At 70.3% G+C, this 15,862-nt stretch carries 12 protein-coding genes; 5 read left to right on the plus strand and 7 right to left on the minus strand.

The window, feature by feature from the left end; genetic code table 11:
- The first annotated feature begins 66 nt into the window (after positions 1–66).
- The 3 genes from ACSQ2H_RS14900 to ACSQ2H_RS14910 are packed head-to-tail and all read left to right on the plus strand — an operon-like array spanning position 67 to position 4,516.
- A complete protein-coding gene (locus ACSQ2H_RS14900; RefSeq protein WP_436062170.1) occupies positions 67–1,317 on the plus strand; it encodes an aminotransferase class V-fold PLP-dependent enzyme in 1,251 nt (416 codons plus the stop codon).
- Positions 1,317–3,032: a hypothetical protein gene (locus ACSQ2H_RS14905; RefSeq protein ID WP_436062171.1), complete on the plus strand. Its 1,716-nt coding sequence runs from the start codon at positions 1,317–1,319 to the stop codon at positions 3,030–3,032. The genes ACSQ2H_RS14900 and ACSQ2H_RS14905 overlap by 1 nt, the downstream gene beginning before the upstream one ends.
- Positions 3,020–4,516 (plus strand): S10 family peptidase, encoded by a 1,497-nt coding sequence (locus tag ACSQ2H_RS14910; protein WP_436062172.1) that lies wholly within the window; start codon positions 3,020–3,022, stop codon positions 4,514–4,516. Before ACSQ2H_RS14905 ends, ACSQ2H_RS14910 begins: the two co-directional genes overlap by 13 nt.
- Here the strand turns inward: ACSQ2H_RS14910 and ACSQ2H_RS14915 are convergent.
- The 3 genes from ACSQ2H_RS14915 to ACSQ2H_RS14925 all read right to left on the minus strand — a co-directional run bounded on the left by ACSQ2H_RS14915 (position 4,513) and on the right by ACSQ2H_RS14925 (position 7,269).
- Positions 4,513–5,064: a TetR/AcrR family transcriptional regulator gene (locus tag ACSQ2H_RS14915; protein ID WP_436062173.1), complete on the minus strand. Its 552-nt coding sequence runs from the start codon at positions 5,062–5,064 to the stop codon at positions 4,513–4,515. The two genes, ACSQ2H_RS14910 and ACSQ2H_RS14915, sit on opposite strands and share 4 nt — an antisense overlap.
- 66 nt (positions 5,065–5,130) lie before the next feature.
- Positions 5,131–6,162, minus strand: coding sequence for a glutathione S-transferase family protein (locus ACSQ2H_RS14920; RefSeq protein WP_436062174.1), 1,032 nt, complete (start codon positions 6,160–6,162; stop codon positions 5,131–5,133).
- Positions 6,163–6,174: 12 nt separating this feature from the next.
- On the minus strand, positions 6,175–7,269 hold the full coding sequence (locus ACSQ2H_RS14925; RefSeq protein ID WP_436062175.1) for an MBL fold metallo-hydrolase: 1,095 nt from the start codon (positions 7,267–7,269) through the stop codon (positions 6,175–6,177).
- Positions 7,270–7,356: 87 nt separating this feature from the next.
- Between ACSQ2H_RS14925 and ACSQ2H_RS14930 the strand changes: the two genes are divergently transcribed.
- Positions 7,357–8,259, plus strand: coding sequence for a haloalkane dehalogenase (locus ACSQ2H_RS14930; protein ID WP_436062176.1), 903 nt, complete (start codon positions 7,357–7,359; stop codon positions 8,257–8,259).
- A gap of 10 nt (positions 8,260–8,269) precedes the next feature.
- Entirely contained in the window at positions 8,270–8,686 is a 417-nt protein-coding gene (locus ACSQ2H_RS14935) for a DUF1330 domain-containing protein (RefSeq protein WP_436062177.1), read from the plus strand.
- Here the strand turns inward: ACSQ2H_RS14935 and ACSQ2H_RS14940 are convergent.
- The 4 genes from ACSQ2H_RS14940 to ACSQ2H_RS14955 all read right to left on the minus strand — a co-directional run bounded on the left by ACSQ2H_RS14940 (position 8,683) and on the right by ACSQ2H_RS14955 (position 15,808).
- Positions 8,683–9,129, minus strand: coding sequence for a hypothetical protein (locus ACSQ2H_RS14940; protein WP_436062178.1), 447 nt, complete (start codon positions 9,127–9,129; stop codon positions 8,683–8,685). The two genes, ACSQ2H_RS14935 and ACSQ2H_RS14940, sit on opposite strands and share 4 nt — an antisense overlap.
- A complete protein-coding gene (locus tag ACSQ2H_RS14945; RefSeq protein WP_436062179.1) occupies positions 9,117–10,799 on the minus strand; it encodes a sulfatase-like hydrolase/transferase in 1,683 nt (560 codons plus the stop codon). Before ACSQ2H_RS14945 ends, ACSQ2H_RS14940 begins: the two co-directional genes overlap by 13 nt.
- A 75-nt stretch (positions 10,800–10,874) precedes the next feature.
- Positions 10,875–12,578: a gamma-glutamyltransferase gene (gene ggt / locus ACSQ2H_RS14950; protein WP_436062180.1), complete on the minus strand. Its 1,704-nt coding sequence runs from the start codon at positions 12,576–12,578 to the stop codon at positions 10,875–10,877.
- 59 nt (positions 12,579–12,637) lie between these two features.
- The gene (locus ACSQ2H_RS14955; RefSeq protein ID WP_436062181.1) at positions 12,638–15,808 is read right to left on the minus strand and encodes a TonB-dependent receptor; all 3,171 of its coding nucleotides are present in this window, start codon (positions 15,806–15,808) and stop codon (positions 12,638–12,640) included.
- Positions 15,809–15,862 lie beyond the last annotated feature (54 nt).

Genomic DNA, 15,862 nt, shown 5'->3' on the forward strand with positions numbered 1-15,862 from the left:
AATCCGCCCGGCGGCTCATAGCGTTTCGAGCACGGCCGGACCTGGCCGCAAGAGTGCGAGATCATCATGAAGCTGACGCGTCGCGCCCTCGTCGCCGCCGCCGCCTCGAGCGGGGCGCTGGCCCAGTCGGCCGCCGCCGCGGTCCAGGCCTCGCCCGCCGCCCGGCTGCCGGCCAAGGCCGAGTTCGCCAGCATGCCGTTCACCCATCTGGACGCCGGCTCGACCCACCCGATGCCGCTGGGCGCGCGCACGGCGCTGGAGGAGTACCTCCGCTACAAGACCCAGGACGGCACGGTTTCGAACTACAGCGTCGGGGCCAAGGAAACCGCGATGATCGCCAAGTTCGGCGAGCTGGTCGGCGCCGCGCCGGACGAACTGTCGCTGATCCAGTCGACCACCATGGGCGAGAACCTGGTGATCCGCGCGCTCGGCATTCCCGAGAGCGGCGGGCGCATCGTCACCGACGCCCTGCACTTCTTCGGCTCGTTCTACACCTACGGCGAGCTTGGCAAGGCCGGGATGGACGTCGTCACCCTGCCGATGACCAAGGAAGGCCGCATCGACATGGGCCAGATGGCGGCGGCGGTGAACGACCGCACCAAGCTGGTGTCGATCAGCGCCGTCTCGACCAACAACGGCTTCGCGCACGACCTGAAGGCGGTCTGCGACCTGGCCCACGCCCACGGCGCCTATGTCTATGTCGACATGGTCCACGCCGTCGGGGTGACGCCGATCGACCTGCGCGCGGCCGGCGTCGATTTCGCCGCCGCGTCTTCCTACAAGTGGCTGATGGGCGACTTCGGCCTGGGCTTCCTCTACGTGCGCAAGGAGATCCAGGACAAGGTGAAGCGCCCGTGGTGGGGCTATCACCAGGTCAACGCCTTCAAGTCCCACGTCTTTCCCTATGACGAGCCGGGCCCCGGCGCGGCCACCTATGGCATGTCGCCCGACGCGGCCGGCAAGTTCGCCATGGGCACGACCTCCTGGACCGGCGTCGTCCAGCTCGACTATTCGCTCGGCCTGATCAGGGACCTCGGCGTCCCGGCCATCGAGGCCGCCCGCCAGCCGCTGATCAAGGCCGTCCAGACCGAACTGCGCGGCCGCGGCTACCAGCCGCTGACCCCGCCCGACTCGCGCACCGCCCTGGTCGCCTTCGCGCTGAAGGACGCCCGCGCCAAGCTCGGCGACCTGATGAAGGCCGCCAACATCCGCCTGACCGTCTCGCAGAACCGCTTCCGGGTCTCGCTGGCGGTGTTCAACGACATGAACGACGTCGACCGCCTGCTGTCGGCGCTGCCACGGACCCCGCCCGCCTGATGAAGACCAAGACCCTGCTGGCCGCCGCCGCGGCCGCCCTGGCGCTCGCCACGAGCGCCGGCGCCCAGAACGCGCCCCCGGCCCTGAACCTCACCCTCGCCCCGCACCAGAGCGGCGGCGCGGTCGACAAGGTCGGCGTCACCCTAAAGCTGCAGGCGCCGAACGCCAAGCCGGGCGAACCCTTCCTGCGCCTGCCGATGGTCTTCGCCTCGGTGGAGACCCAGCGCTATGAGGCCGCCCAGATCGAGGTGACCGACGCCAAGGGCGCGGTGCCGCTGGTCCAGAAGGACGACCCGGCCGACGCGGCGAACTTTCTCTACTTCCGCCGCTGGCAGGTCGCACGCCCGACGCAGGGCGACGTCACCGTCCGCTATGCCGCCACCGCCGCGGCGTTCCGGCCCAAGCTGGGCTCGGGCCCGCCCTTCGACCTGCGCCCTGAGGCCGGCGGCCTCAACGGCGCCGGCGTGACATTCCTGGCCCTGCCCGACAACAGCCGCCCCTACAGCCTCGGGCTCGACTGGGACCTGGCGGCGATGCCGGCCGGCTCGCGCGGCGCCCAGAGCCTGGGCGAAGGCCAGCTGAAGCTGGTCGGGCCGGTCGAACTGCTGGCCAACACCTTCTACATGGCCGGCCCCATGAAGAGCTATCCGGAGGCCTCGAGCGGCCAGCCGTTCGCGATCTACTGGCTGGGGACCCCGCCGTTCGACGTGCCGGCCGTCGCGGAGTGGACCGAGAAGGCCCGCACCGCCATCGCCACCTTCTTCGGCGAACCGGGCAAGCCCTATCGCGTGTTCTTCCGCCACAACCCCTATCCGGGCACGGGCGGCGCCGGGCTGATCAACTCGTTCATGTCCGGCTTCGGCGACGATCCGCCCCCGACCGTCGACGGCATGCGGCACCACCTGGCGCACGAGATCGTCCACAACTGGCCCGGCAGCCTGAACGGCCCGAACGGCATCATCTCCTGGTACGGCGAAGGGCTCGCCGAGTTCTACTCGGCGACCATCCCGTGGCGCTCGGGCCTGATCACGACCGACGACTTCCTGGCCCAGATCAACGAGCGGGCGCAGAGCTACTACGGCAACCCGGTCCGCACCGCGCCGGCCAGCGAGATCGCCGCCAAGTTCTGGAGCGACACGCGGGTGCGCAAGCTGCCCTACGACCGCGGCGCCTTCTACATGGCCATGGTCGACGCCCAGGTCCGCGACAAGTCGGGCGGCAAGCGCCGGCTGGACGACCTGGTCAAGGCGATGATGGCGCGGCGCGAAGCCGGAAAGCCCTACGACACCGACGCCTGGCTTGAGCTCATCACCGCTGAGCTGGGCCCCCAGGCGCGCTCCGAGCACGCCGCGATGATGGCCGGCGCCCTGCTGGTCCCATCGTCAAACGCCTACGGTCCCTGCTTCAAGCGCGAAGCCGCCAGCTTCCGCGCCTTCGAGCTCGGCTTCGACAGCGCGTCGCTGACCAGCAGCCCGCGGATCGTGAAGGGCCTGGTCGCCGGATCGCAGGCCGCCGTCGCCGGGGTCCGGGAGGGCGACGAGATCACCGAGGCCGTGGTGCTGGACGCCGTCCAGGCCAAGCCCGAGCAGACCATCACCCTGAAGATCCGCCGCGACGGCAAGGATCTCGCCATCACCTATCTGCCCCGCGGCCAGGCCCAGGACGGCTACCGCTGGGCCCGCACCCAAGTTCCGGACAGCCAATGCGCCATCTGATGTCGGCCGGCCTCGCCGCCCTGCTGCTCGCCGCGGCCGCGGCCCCGGCCCAGGCTGAGCGGGATCGCGCCCCCGTCGTCGCCGCGCCGCGCGCCTTCGCCAGCGACCACGCCGGCGTCTTCATGGGCAAGAAGGTCGCCTACCGGACCACCCTGCAGGAGACGACCCTCAAGGGCGCCGACGGCCAGCCGGCCGCCAGCCTGTTCAGCTTCTCCTACGTGGCCAAGGGCGCAAAGCCCGACCGTCCGGTCGTCTTCGTGTTCAACGGAGGCCCCGGTTCGTCGTCGGTCTGGCTGCACATGGGCATGCTCGGTCCGCGGCGCATCGCCATGGCCGACCCGGTCAAGCCGCCGACGGTTCCGCCCTTCGCATTGGAGGACAATCCCTACTCGCTGCTCGACGTCGCCGACCTGGTGTTCATCGACCCGATCGGCACCGGCTACAGCCGACTGCTGCCGGGCGGCAAGGCCGAGGACTTCTACGGCGTCGCCCAGGACGCGCGCGCGACCAGCGAGTTCATCCAGGGCTGGCTGACCGCGAACGGGCGCTGGAATTCGCCGAAGTTCCTGATGGGCGAGAGCTACGGCACGGTCCGCGCCTCGGTCGTCGCGACCAACCTAATGGGCGGGCCGATGTCGCCGGCCGGCGCCCTGGGCGCCACGACCCTGAACGGGGTGATCATCCTAGGGCCGGCCTTCGACATGAACCGCGGCGGCGGGGCCGGCGACGACCGCAGCGCGCTGGCCAGCCTGCCGACCATGGCCGCCACCGCCTGGGTCCACGGCAAGGCCGCCGGCCCGTCGGCGGAAGCCGCCGCCGAGAACGCCCGCCGCTTCGCTCGCGAGGTCTATCTGCCGGCGCTCTACGCCGGCGAGGAACTGCCCGCCGCCGACAAGGCCAAGGTCGCCGAGGGCCTCGCCGCCCTGACCGGCCTCCCGGCCCAGGCCTGGCTCGACGCCGACCTGCGCATCTCGCTCTCGAAGTTCGGCGAGCTGCTGTTGAAGGACAAAGGCCTGCAGATCGGCGCCTATGACGGACGCTACACCCTGCCGCTGGCCGCCAGCGGCGGCGATCCCGTCGCCGACGATCCGGCCATGGGCCAGTACACGCCCTCGTTCGTCGCCGGCCTCAACCAGTACGTCGAGCAGGACCTCAGGGTGAAGGCGCCCTCGACCTATCAGTCGATCGCCTTCGCCGACGTCAATTCGCGCTGGAACTGGGGCGCCGGCCCGCGCAACTACGCCGAGGACCTCGCCACCGCCATGCGCCGCAACCCGGCGCTCGGGGTGTTCGTCGGCTCCGGCTACTACGACCTCGTCACCACCTTCGGCGCGGCCGAGACCGTCGCCCGTCACTCGGGCCTGGCGCGCGACCGGCTGACCATGAAGGTCTATCCGTCCGGACACATGCCCTATCTCGGCGACGACAGCGCCCGGCTGCTGGCCGCCGACATCCGCGCCTTCCTGGCCCAGCGCTCGCGCTAGGCCAGGAGCCGCCGCACCGAGGCCTCGAGCACTTCGCGTGCGCGGGCGGGGGCAAGCCTCTGCTCGCGCCGCAGCCGCGCCCAGCTCTCCCAGCTCAGCAGCAGGTCCAGGCTCTCGACGAGCAGCGGATCGACGCCGGCCGGCAGCTCGCGCACCAGGATCGCCCGCAGCGCCGCCACCAGCCGCTCGCTGGCCGCTTCCAGGAACCGGGAGCGGTGTCGCAGCGCGTCCGACGCGCGCTTGAACGGGGCGATCTTCTCGAACACCGCAGCGCGCCGGGCGACCAGCTCGACGACGCGCTCACGCGGATCGGCCGACTTGAACGGCGCATCGACGGCGGCCTGCATCTCCCGCTCGATGGCCTCGGACATCTCCGAATAGAGGCTGTCCATGTCGCTGAAGTGCCGGAATACGGTGCGCAGCCCGACGTCGGCGCGCTCGGCGACCTGCTCGGCGCCGGGCGAAACCTCGCCCTCCTGGATGATCTCCAGCATCGCCGCGACAATGCGGGCGCGATTGTCCTCGCCTCGCCGCCGCCGTCCGTCCACCGACCGTTCCTGACCCAACGCTCCGCCCCCGCAGACTCTTTGAGCCCTGACTAAGGCCTGCGGGGATCAAGCTCCAGGGGAGAACATGGTTTCGCAGCCGGTACCGGCCAGCAGGGCGTCGACCGCGCCCCGCGCGCCGGCGTCGAGCCGCCCGTGCGACTCGCGCAGCCAGCGCAGGCACTTGGCCTGATAGGGGAACGGCTGCTGGGTCCAGGGCTGGCCCTCGACGCTCGCCTCGACCTGTTCGGCGCCGGCCATCACCGCCCGCGCATTGGCCAGCATCACCGGGACATAGCCGCGTCCAATCTCGGCCAGCAGCGGCGCCAGGGTCGGCGGCGGCGCAGCCGGCGAGATCCAGTCGCCCGCGCCTGGCTCCAGCCCCGACAGGTCCTCCATCAGCCCGACCCAGGCCGCCACCCGCGGCGCGGTCCGCAGCGTCAGGGCCATCGGCGTCGGATCGAAGGCCGCCAACTGGGTCAGCTGTCCGAACACCGCGAAGTCCCCCGCCCCTGGCCGGCGGCCGAGCAGATAGGGCCAGTGGCGCAGATGCGCCTCGAACGCCTCGAGGAACCGCTGATAGCTCGCCTCGATCAGCGGCCCGGTCACCGGGTTGGAGCCGACATAGCGCAAACGCCCGATCTGCCGCCCGGCGAACTGCCGCCCGCGCTCGGCCAGTTCCTCGTCGGACACGCAGAAGCCGCGCCAGCACGGCAGGATCGCCGCTGACTTGGCGATGTCGGGCTCATAGGCCCAGCGGTAGTGGAACATCGCCTTGGTCAGCCACTCGTCGGCGAAGTCCTCGATCAGCTCGTCGAGGAACGCCAGGGCCGGATCCTCAGGGATCAGGCTGCGGCCGCCGTGCTCGCGCTCCAGCCGGCGGATGATCGGGCTGGAGTCGGTGACCGCCGCCAGCTCGCCGTTCTCGTCGGGGAGGTAGAAGGTCGGCAGCAGCGAGACCTTCGGCTGCGGCAAGCCGGCCAGCGCCGGCCCCGACGGCGGCAGGAAGCGGTAGGGAATGCGCCGGTAGCGCAGCACCGCCAGCATCTTGCGGGTGTAGGGCGAACCGGGCGCGCCCGAGAGCGCGATGGGGTCCTTCATCTCGAACGCCTCCTATCGGAAGATCGCCAGGCGGTTAGTGTAGCGAATATCGTCGGTCCCGGCCGGCAGGCTGATCAGGTCGCCGTCGTGCCCGACCCGCAGTTGGCCGGAATAGAGCCTGCGCGAGTCGCCCAGGAACGGCCCCTCCAGCGCCCGGATCGGCAGCGGCGGAATGATGTGGGTCAGCAGCAGGTAGCGCGCGCCCGAGCGCTCGGCGATCCGCGCCGCGTCCTCCGGAGCGGTGTGGTACGACAGGATGTCGTGGGTGATCGCCGCCAGGTTCGTGCGGCCATGCTCGGCGGCCGCCTTGTTCTGGATGGCGACCAGGTTCGGGGCCAAGGCCTCGTGCACCAGCACGTCGACGCCTTTCGAAGCCGCCTCGACCCGCGCCGAGACCGCCGTGTCGCCGCTGACCACGACGCTGCGGCCCTTGTAGACGAACTTGTAGCCGACCGCCGGCTCGACCGGCGCGTGCTCGACCGGGAACGCAGTGACCTTGAGATCGGGGGTCTCGATCAGCACCACGTCGGGGCCGTTGCGCGGCGCGGCGAACGGCCGGGCGAGCCCGCCGAAGCCGCTGGGCGGCGTGACCTTCTCGCCGTGGTGCGCGATGCGGTAGCCGCGGTCGATCAGATAGGCGTCCTGGAACCCGGCCACGACCTTGTCGACGCCCAGCGGGCCATAGACCGGGACCGGCGCGTCACGCCCGCCGCCGGCCCAGCGCTGCAGCATCAGCTCGCCCAGGTCGTCGATGTGGTCGGAATGCAGGTGCGTCAGCAGCACCGCGTCGACCATGCCGGGCGGCAGGTTCATCAGGGCCAGGTTCTTGGTGCCGCCCGCCCCGGCGTCGATGACGAACAGCTGGCGGCCCGCCAGCACCGCCGTGCAGGGCCCGGCCCGCCCAGGATCGGGCATCGGCGAGCCCGAGCCGCAGAGCCCGACATGCAGGCCGTCGGGCAGGTCCGAATAGGGATCGGGCGCCATGGCCTTGTCGAAGATGCGCTCCATCCCGGCCACCGCGATCTGGCCGCGGAACGCCCAGGCCGCCAGCCCCGAGACCACGACCGCCGCCAATACGGCCACGCCGATCTTCCACCCACGCGCCATCGCTTCCCTCCCCGGCTTGACCGCCTCGCATTATAATGACACGCATAGTGTCATTAGTTTCAACGACTGACTAGCCCCGAGGCCCCGATGCAGATCCTGCGCACTCCGGACGACCGTTTCGCCGCCCTGCCCGACTGGCCCTACGCGCCGCGCTATCACCAGCTGACCGACGCCGACGGAACGTCCCTGCGCCTGCACTATGTCGACGAGGGCCCGCGCGACGGCGCCCCGGTCCTGCTGCTGCACGGCGAACCGTCCTGGGCCTACCTTTATCGCAAGGTCATCGCCGGCCTGGTCGCCAAGGGCTGCCGGGTGATCGCCCCCGACCTCATCGGCTTTGGCCGCTCCGACAAGCCGGCCGACCGCGCCGACTACACCTACGAGCGGCATGTGGCCTGGATGACCGAGTGGCTGACTAAGCTCGACCTGAACGGCCTCACCCTCTTCTGCCAGGACTGGGGCGGTCTGATCGGCCTGCGGCTGGTCGCGGCTTTCCCCGAGCGCTTCGCCGGCGTCGTCGTCGCCAACACCGGCCTGCCGACCGGCGGCGGCATGACCGACGGCTTCAAGGCCTGGCTCGACTTCAGCCAGTCGGTCCCGCAAATGCCGATCGGCATGCTGATCAACGGCGGCACGGTCCGCGACCTGTCGCCGGAAGAAGTCGCCGCCTACGACGCGCCCTACCCGGACGAGAGCTTCAAGGAAGGCGCGCGCCAGTTCCCGGCCCTGGTGCCGGTGACGCCCGAGCACGCCTCGGTCGCGCAGAACCTGGAGGCCTGGAAGGTGCTCGAGCGGTTCGAGCAGCCGCTGGTCACCGCCTTCAGCGACGCCGACCCGATCACCAAGGGCGGCGAGGCCGTGTTCCAGTCCCGCGTCCCCGGCGCCCAGGGCCAGCCGCACGTCACCCTGCCCGGCGGCCACTTCCTGCAGGAAGACAGCTCCGAGGCCATCGTCGAGGTGATCGGCGGGCTCATCGCCCGACGCGGCTAGGGAGCCCGCCATGAACGTCGTCAACGCCGTCTACCCGCCGCACGAACAGGCGATGGAGTTCTTCGGGGCCGGCGAGGATGGCCCCTTCGTCATGGTCAATCTGCTGAAATTCAAGCCGAAGGCCGAGTACCCCGACGGCTCGGACTCCGACCTGACCGGCGCGGAGGCTTACGCCCGCTATGCCGAGGAGGTCCGCAAACTTGTCGAGGGCCTGGGTGGGAACATCCGCTACGGCGGCCACGTCACCGGCCTGCTGATCGGCGAGGTCGATGAGCTCTGGGATATGGTGGCGCTCGCCGAGTACCCCTCGCTCGCGGCCTTCCAGCAGATGGCGATGTCGCCGCAGATGCACGCCATCGAGCACCACCGCACCGCCGGCCTGGCGGGACAGCTCAACATCCGCACCAGGCCGGGCGCGGGCTTCTAGGGCCGCGGGCGCAGGGACAGCGCCAGGAAGACGACCGCGAGTCCGGCGCCGATCAGACTGCCATAGTGTTCGGGGGGATGGTGGCCGCTCGCCGGCGGCCGCAGCACCCAGCCCTGCAAGGCCATCAGGGCGCGTTCAACGACGAGCAGGCAGAGCATGAGCGGCGTCAGGTTGCGGTAGCGGACGGCGACCGCCAGCATGGCCAGGCCGAAGGCGATCTGCGTCGCGCCCTGCCAGGCGAACACGCCGATCACGAGATCGCGGCGGTCGCCAAGGTCAAGACCGGCGATGGAGACAGCGCCCCCATCCGGCAGGAAGCTGTGGATCAGCCCCGGCCCGAGCGTGAGCAGCGCCGCCAGGCCCAGCGCCCACGCCGAGAGCTGTGCGCCTCGGTACTGGTCGTTGGTCGAAGGCGGCAGCAGCGCCATCGTCAGTTGTCCCACAGGATGTATTCGTCGCCGGCCTTCTGAGGAACGCCGCCCGGCTTGTCGATGAACACCGGCCCTTGCAGCAGCGAGGGCCAGATGGGCTTGACGCTCTGGGCGTCCTGGCGGGCGATGAGGTCCTTCAGCGCCTTGACCTTCTCCGGCTGGGCGGCGGCCATGTCGCGCTGCTCAGTCGGGTCGCTGGCTAGGTCGTAGAGCCAGACCTTGTCGCGCGCGCCGTTGACCTGCAGCTTCCAGTCGCCGTCGAGCACGGCCTTGTACTGGCCCGAACGCCAGAACAGCGTCTGGTGCGGCCGCGCCGTGTTCTTGCCCTGGACATGCGGCAGCAGGTCGACGCCGTCGATCGGCCGGTCGGTCGGCAGCCCCGCCCCGCCCGCCGCCGCCGCGGTGGCGAAGATGTCGATGTGCCCGACCGGATAGCCATAGGTCGTGCCCGGCTTGATCGCGCCCGGCCAGCGCATGAAGAACGGCGTGCGCACCCCGCCCTCGAAGAAGGTCGACTTGAACCCGCGATAGGGCTTGTTGACGTCGGGCAGCCCGACATAGCCGGCGCCGCCGTTGTCGCTCGAGAAGATCACCAGCGTGTTCTGGTCCAGCCCCTCGTCCTTCAGCGCCTGCAGGATCCGGCCGATGTTGGCGTCGAGGTTGCGGGTCATGGCGCCATAGACCCGGGTGCGGTGGTCCTTGATCTGCGGCAACGCGTCGTAGTCGGCCTTGGTCGCTTGCAGCGGCGTATGGATGGCGTTGGGCGCGTAGTAGAGGAAGAACGGCCGGTTGCGGTTGGCCTTGATCGCCTTCACCGCTTCGTCGGTCAGATAGTCGGTCATGTAGCCCTTGGGCTTGAACAGCGACGATCCGTTGAACTGCACGGCGTACGGCAGGTTCGGCCACAGGAAGCGGTCGATGGCGTCCCAGTCCTGCTTGGAGTTGACGACGTTCGGGTCCTTGGCGGGCAGGAACATCGAGCCGCCGGCGATGAAGCCCAGGCTCTCGTCGAAGCCCTGATCCTCCGGCCGCGAACCCTTCTGCCCGCCCAGGTGCCACTTGCCCAGGTGGACGGTGTGATAGCCCTTGGTCTTCAGCACCTCGGCGATGGTGATCTCGCTGGACGGCATGCTGAGCGCATTGACCGCCGCCGGATTACGCACGGTGCTGGCGGGCGGCATGTCCTTGATGCGGTCGGCGAAGAACTTCGGCTTCACGATCGCGCCGGGCTCGGCCTCGGTGCCGACCATCCGCGCGAACGCCACCGGGGCCGGCGTGAACTCGAAGCCGAAACGGGTCGGATAGCGGCCGGTCATGATCGCCGCCCGCGAGGGCGCGCAGGTCGCATTGCCGGCGTAGCCTGCGGCGAACACCACGCCTTGCTGGCCGATGGAGTCGATGTTGGGCGTCGGCACGGCGCCGTTCGCCACCCCGCCCCCATTGATGGTGATGTCGTTGTAGCCGAGGTCGTCGGCCAGGATGAACACCACGTTCGGCGGCCGCTCGCCCTCGGCCGGCGCCTGCGGTCCCTGCGCCCAGGCCACCGCGCGGTTGTCCTCGACCGGCGGCATCTGCGCCCGGGCGATCATCGAGAGGATCGTCGTGCGGTTCGCCGCCGCCAGCCCGGCCCCCGCCGCCAGCACCAGCACGGACGCGCCCAGCCACTTCCAACGCCGCTTCATCGTCGCCTCCCGACCTTATATTGACACTAACCGTGCCACTACATCGGTCGGGGGGCAACCCCTGGCGTGCAACCCCTAGTCGACGGGAACCGCGGCCGCGTCGGGCCGGCGGCTGTCGGCCCCGCCCTCGAACACCCCGTCCTCGATCATGATCGACTGGGTCGAGCCCATGGTCAGGCTGGTGCGGGTCTTGTGGCCCTTGGCCTCCATCAGCTTCAGCATGTCGATCGGGAAGCCCGGCTCGAACTCGATCGGCGTGTCGCTGGCGGCCTGGAAGATGCGGGGCCGCTGCGTCGCCTCGGCGACGTTCAGCTTGTGGTCGACGACGTTGCTCAGCAGCTGCGCCATAGCCGGGATGATCCGCGTGCCGCCCGGCGTGCCGGCGACCAGCCAGGGCTTGTCGTCCTTGAAGGCGATCAGCGGGGTGATGGTCGAGATCACCCGCTTGCCGGGCTCGGGCGCATTGGCGCGCTCGTCGCCGCCCCAGGCGAAGTTGGCCATGGCGTCGTTGAGGAAGAAGCCGGTGCCGGCCGCCATCACGTGCGCGCCGAACGACGAGCCGAGCGTGAAGGTGTTGCTGACCACGTTGCCCTCGGCGTCGGCGACCGAATAGTGGGTGGTGTCGCGGCTTTCAAACAGCAGCGGGTCGCCGGGCGAAACCTTCTGGTCCATGGCCTTGCCGAGGTCGATCAGCTTGGCTCGCTCGGCCGCGTAGGCCTTGCTGGAGAGGCCGCCCACCGGCGGCTGGTACTGCGGCCAGCCGCCCATGAACTTGGCGCGGTCGGCGAACACCAGCTTCATCGCCTCGGCGTTGACGTGCAGGGACTGGACGCTGTTCTGGCCGTACTCGGCCATCGGGAAGCGCTCGACGATGTTCATCAGCTCGCAGAGCAGCACGCCGGCGGCCGGCGGCGGCATGTAGGCCACCGGCGTGCCGCGATAGTCGCACCACAGCGGCTCCTGGATCTTGATCTCGTAGCCGGCCAGGTCGGCCTGGGTCAGCACCCCGCCCCCGGCCTGCACGCCGGCCACCACGCGGCGGCCAAGCTCGCCGCGATAGAAGGCGTCGGCGCCGCCGTCGCGGATCTGGCGCAGCGACCAGGCCAGGTCCGGCTGCTTCAGCCGCTCGCCCGGGACATAGGTCGCCCCGCCGGCCTTGTAGAGCGCCTTGGCCGACGGCGCGTCGGCCAGCAGACCCTCGCGATAGACGTCCAGCGCATAGGTCATGTCATCGGTCAGGATGAGGCCGTCGCTCGCCAGCTTCACCGCCGGCTCGACCAGCTTCTTCCAGGGCAGCTTGCCGTACTGGCGATGCACCTCGTAGAGGCCCTTCACCGTGCCCGGCACAGCGACGGCGCGGTGCGAGTAGCGCTTGGCCGGATCCATCTTGCCGTTCGGTCCGGCTAGCAGCGCCGCGTCCGTCGCCGCCGGCGCCTGGCCGTAGTAGTCGATGGCGAGGGTCTTCTTCTCCTTGGCCAGATGCACGAGCATGAAGCCGCCGCCGCCGAGATTGCCCGCGCGCGGCAGGGTGACGGCCAGCGCCAACCCCGTCGCCACGGCCGCATCCACCGCATTGCCGCCCTGGCGCAGGATGTCGGCGCCGACCTGCGAAGCGATCTCGCTCTGGCTGACCACCATCCCCTTGCGGCCCATCACCGGATGATGGATCGCGTCATAGTCGAGGATGTACTCGGCCGCGCCCTTGACGGCCTGGGCCTGGGCGGGCGCAGCGAGGCTGGCGGCCGCCAGAATGGCGGCGAGGGTCGCGGTCAGGCGCATGGGGTCTCCGGAAAAGCAGAAGGGCCCGCGGCGGGCGCCGCGGGCCGGGTACTGGGCCGTTAGAAGTTCTTGGTCACCTGGGCGAACCAGTAGCGCCCGCGGTTGCTGTAGAGCTTCGTGAAGTAGCCGAAGGTCTCGTCGGCCAGCGGCGGATCCTCGTCGGTGAGGTTGTTGACCCCGACGCGGAAGCTCATCCCCGCCAGCGCGCCCTCGTCCGCCGCATAACCGACCGCGGCGTTGAACGTCAGCCAGTCGTCGCCCTTGTAGAGCAGCGCCGAGCTGTCCTTCACCCCGCCCACATAGCGGGCGTAGCCGGAGACCTCCCAGGGGCCCGACGTCCAGGTCGCATAGGCCTGGCCGCGGGTGCGCGGGTTGTCGTCCTGCTCGATCAGCGAGCCGCCGGCGCTGGCCGGCAGGCCGGCCGCCAGCAGGGCCGCCGATTCCGCCGACGGCGTCTGGTCGAACTTCTGCAGCAGGGAGACGTCGACACCCAGGCGGAAGTCGCCGAACTGGGTGGCGTCGATCCGCCAGGTGGCGCTGAGATCGATGCCTTCGATGGTGCGGGAGTCGAGGTTCAGGAACTGGTTGGCGATCCGGATCGGCTCTCCCAGCGTGTTGCGGGTAAGGGCCGGGTTCGGACCCGAGCCGCCGAGGCGGCCGATGGCGTCGAGGTTCAGGTGGTCCTGCGACTCGAACACGCCGACCACGCCGTCCTGCTCGATCCGCCACCAGTCGATGGAGAACATCAGGTCCGGGGTCGGGGTGAACACCACGCCGGCGCTGAAGTTGTCGCTGGTCTCGGACTTCAGGTCCTTGTTGCCGGCCCGCACGTCTTCGACGTTGTAGCGATAGGCCGAGCAGCCCGCGCGGTTCAGCTGCGAGAACTGGGTCACGCCCTGCGCCACGGCGCAGCTGTAGTAGTCGGTCAGGTTTTCCTGGACGCGGCGGATCTCAGAGGCGTTCACGGTCTCCAGGTTCGGCGCGCGGAAGCCCTGGGAATAGGCGGCGCGGACCAGGAGGTTGTCGTTCAGGCGCCAGCCGAGGGCGACCTTCGGCTTCAGGACCTGCTCGTTGATGTCCGAATAGTCCTCGAAGCGGGCGGCCAGCTGCAGGTCCAGGCTCTGGACCAGCGGGATGTCGGCGTCTTCCGGAATCAGCGAGGTCTGCAGTTCGGCGAAGGCCGAGAACACCTTGCGCGAGCCGGAGGTGTCGGGCGTCGGGCTGGAGCCCATCGCATCGCTCGTCGGGCCGCCGGCGGTGGCGAAGGTGACCGTGCCGTCGATCAGCGGGTCGCGGTCGTCCTTGAAGGTCTCACGCCGCCACTCGGCGCCGAAAGCCAGGCCGACATTGCGGTCCAGCACGCTGAAGGCGTTCGGGTTGCTGATCTTGGCGTCCCACAGGGCCAGGCTGGTGGTGCCGTCGCGCGAGATGCTGACCCGCAGCGGATCGACCACCGAGGCCGGGTTCGAGGTGGCGTCGAAGCCGCCGACATTGCTGAGGTCGCCGCCGTTGAACGGGTTGTAGGCGCGGGTCGGATCGCTGCTGTTCAGCGCCGCTTGCAGAGCGGTGTTGCTGACGCGGTTGCTTTCGACGTCCTTGGTGCGGGCGTGCGAGTAGAGCAGCGCGCTCTCCCACGACCAGTCGCCCAGGTCGCCGCGCAGGCCGCTCAGCAGCCGATAGGCGTCGGAGTCGACGTCGATGCGGCGGCGGCCGACATCGTCCACCCGCAGACCGACGACGGTGATCGCCTGGGCCGGGCCGGTGTAGCCGGCCAGGCGGCCGGGCCCGGAGCCGAACGGGTTGTAGGGGTTGTTGACGCCGATGGTCAGCGGAGCCGACGTCAGGTTGGTGGTGCCGCCGCGGACCGAGCTGGACGTCGCGCCGTAGTACAGCGCCTGGCCGAACCACTCGACCGGGCCGAAGTCGTGGCTGGCCACGGCCATCAGGCTGTAGCGCTCCGAGCTCGGCGACATGGTGCGTTCCGGCGCCTCGTCGGTGCGCAGCGAGGTGTCGAGCGTCGCCGAGCCGCCGTCGATGCAGACGCCGCCGCCGACCTGGGCGTCCGAGCCGGTGTACGAGCACGGCTGCATGTGGAAGGCGGTGAAGGACGGTCCGAAGTTGGTCACCGCGGTCCCGACCCGACCGGTCAGCCAGGGCGTCAGGCTCGAGCGGTTGTCGAAGCTGCCGGCGTACTGCGAAGGAACGCGGCTGCCGAGGTTGTCGGTCGAGGCGTAGTCGCGGTCGCTGGCCGGCATGGCCGTGCGGTCGAAGTACTCGCCGAACAGGGCGACGTGCGTGGCGCCGTCGTTGAACTCCCGCCCCCACTTCGCGCCGAGCGAGGTCTCGGCCAGCTTCGTGCCTTCCGAGCCGCCGTATCGGGCGACGATCTGGCCGCCGACATAGCTGTCGTCGAGCACGTTGTTCAGCACGCCGGCCACCGCGTCGGAGCCGTAGATGGCCGCGCCGCCGTCGCGCAGCACTTCGACGCGCTTCAGGGCCGTGGCCGGAATGGTGTTCAGGTTGACGACCTGGACGGGGACCGAGCCCTCTTGCTGGGTGCCGGGGTGCCCTACCATCCGGCGGCCGTCCAGCAGCACCAGGGTGTTGCCCGAGCCGAGCCCGCGCAGGTTGGCCGAGGCGACGTCGCCGCGCGCCTGGTTGGGGCCCTGCTGCTCGTTGTTGAACGCCTGGCCGCCGGACTGCGGCAGGGCGGCGATCATTTCACCGGCGGTGACCGCGCCGGTCATCTCCAGCTCGCGGCGGTCGACGACCGAAACCGGCAGCAGGCCGCGCTCGGTGACGCCAGCCAGGTTCGAACCGACGACGATGATCTCTTCGACCTCGGCGACTTCCGCCGGCTCGCTCGCGGCGACCAGCGGACCGGCCGTCGAGGCCTTGCTCACGCTGGCCCCGGCCGGCGCGCGCTCGATGATGATGGTCCGGCCGCTCTCACGCGAACGCAGGCCCTGCCCGACCAGCAGCCGCTCGACCGCCGAGGAGACCGCCATGTCGCCGCGCACGGCCGGAGCGCGCAGGCCGTCGACCACCGCCGGGTCGAACAGCACCTCGCGGCCGGCCTGGACGCCCAGGCTGCGCAGCGCCGCGCCCAGGTCCTGGGCCGGAATGTCGAACTGCGCCCGCGCCGGGGCCTGCGCCCAGGCGGCCGAGCCGACCAGAGCCACGGCCGCCGACGTGGCGAACGCCATGGCCTTGAGATGATTGAACGACATACGCGCCCCCTTCTAACCCCGCCCCGCGAACTGCGGGTTTCCAGGCGAAGACGC

This window comes from Phenylobacterium sp. LjRoot97, assembly GCF_964254345.1.
Classification (GTDB): domain Bacteria; phylum Pseudomonadota; class Alphaproteobacteria; order Caulobacterales; family Caulobacteraceae; genus Phenylobacterium.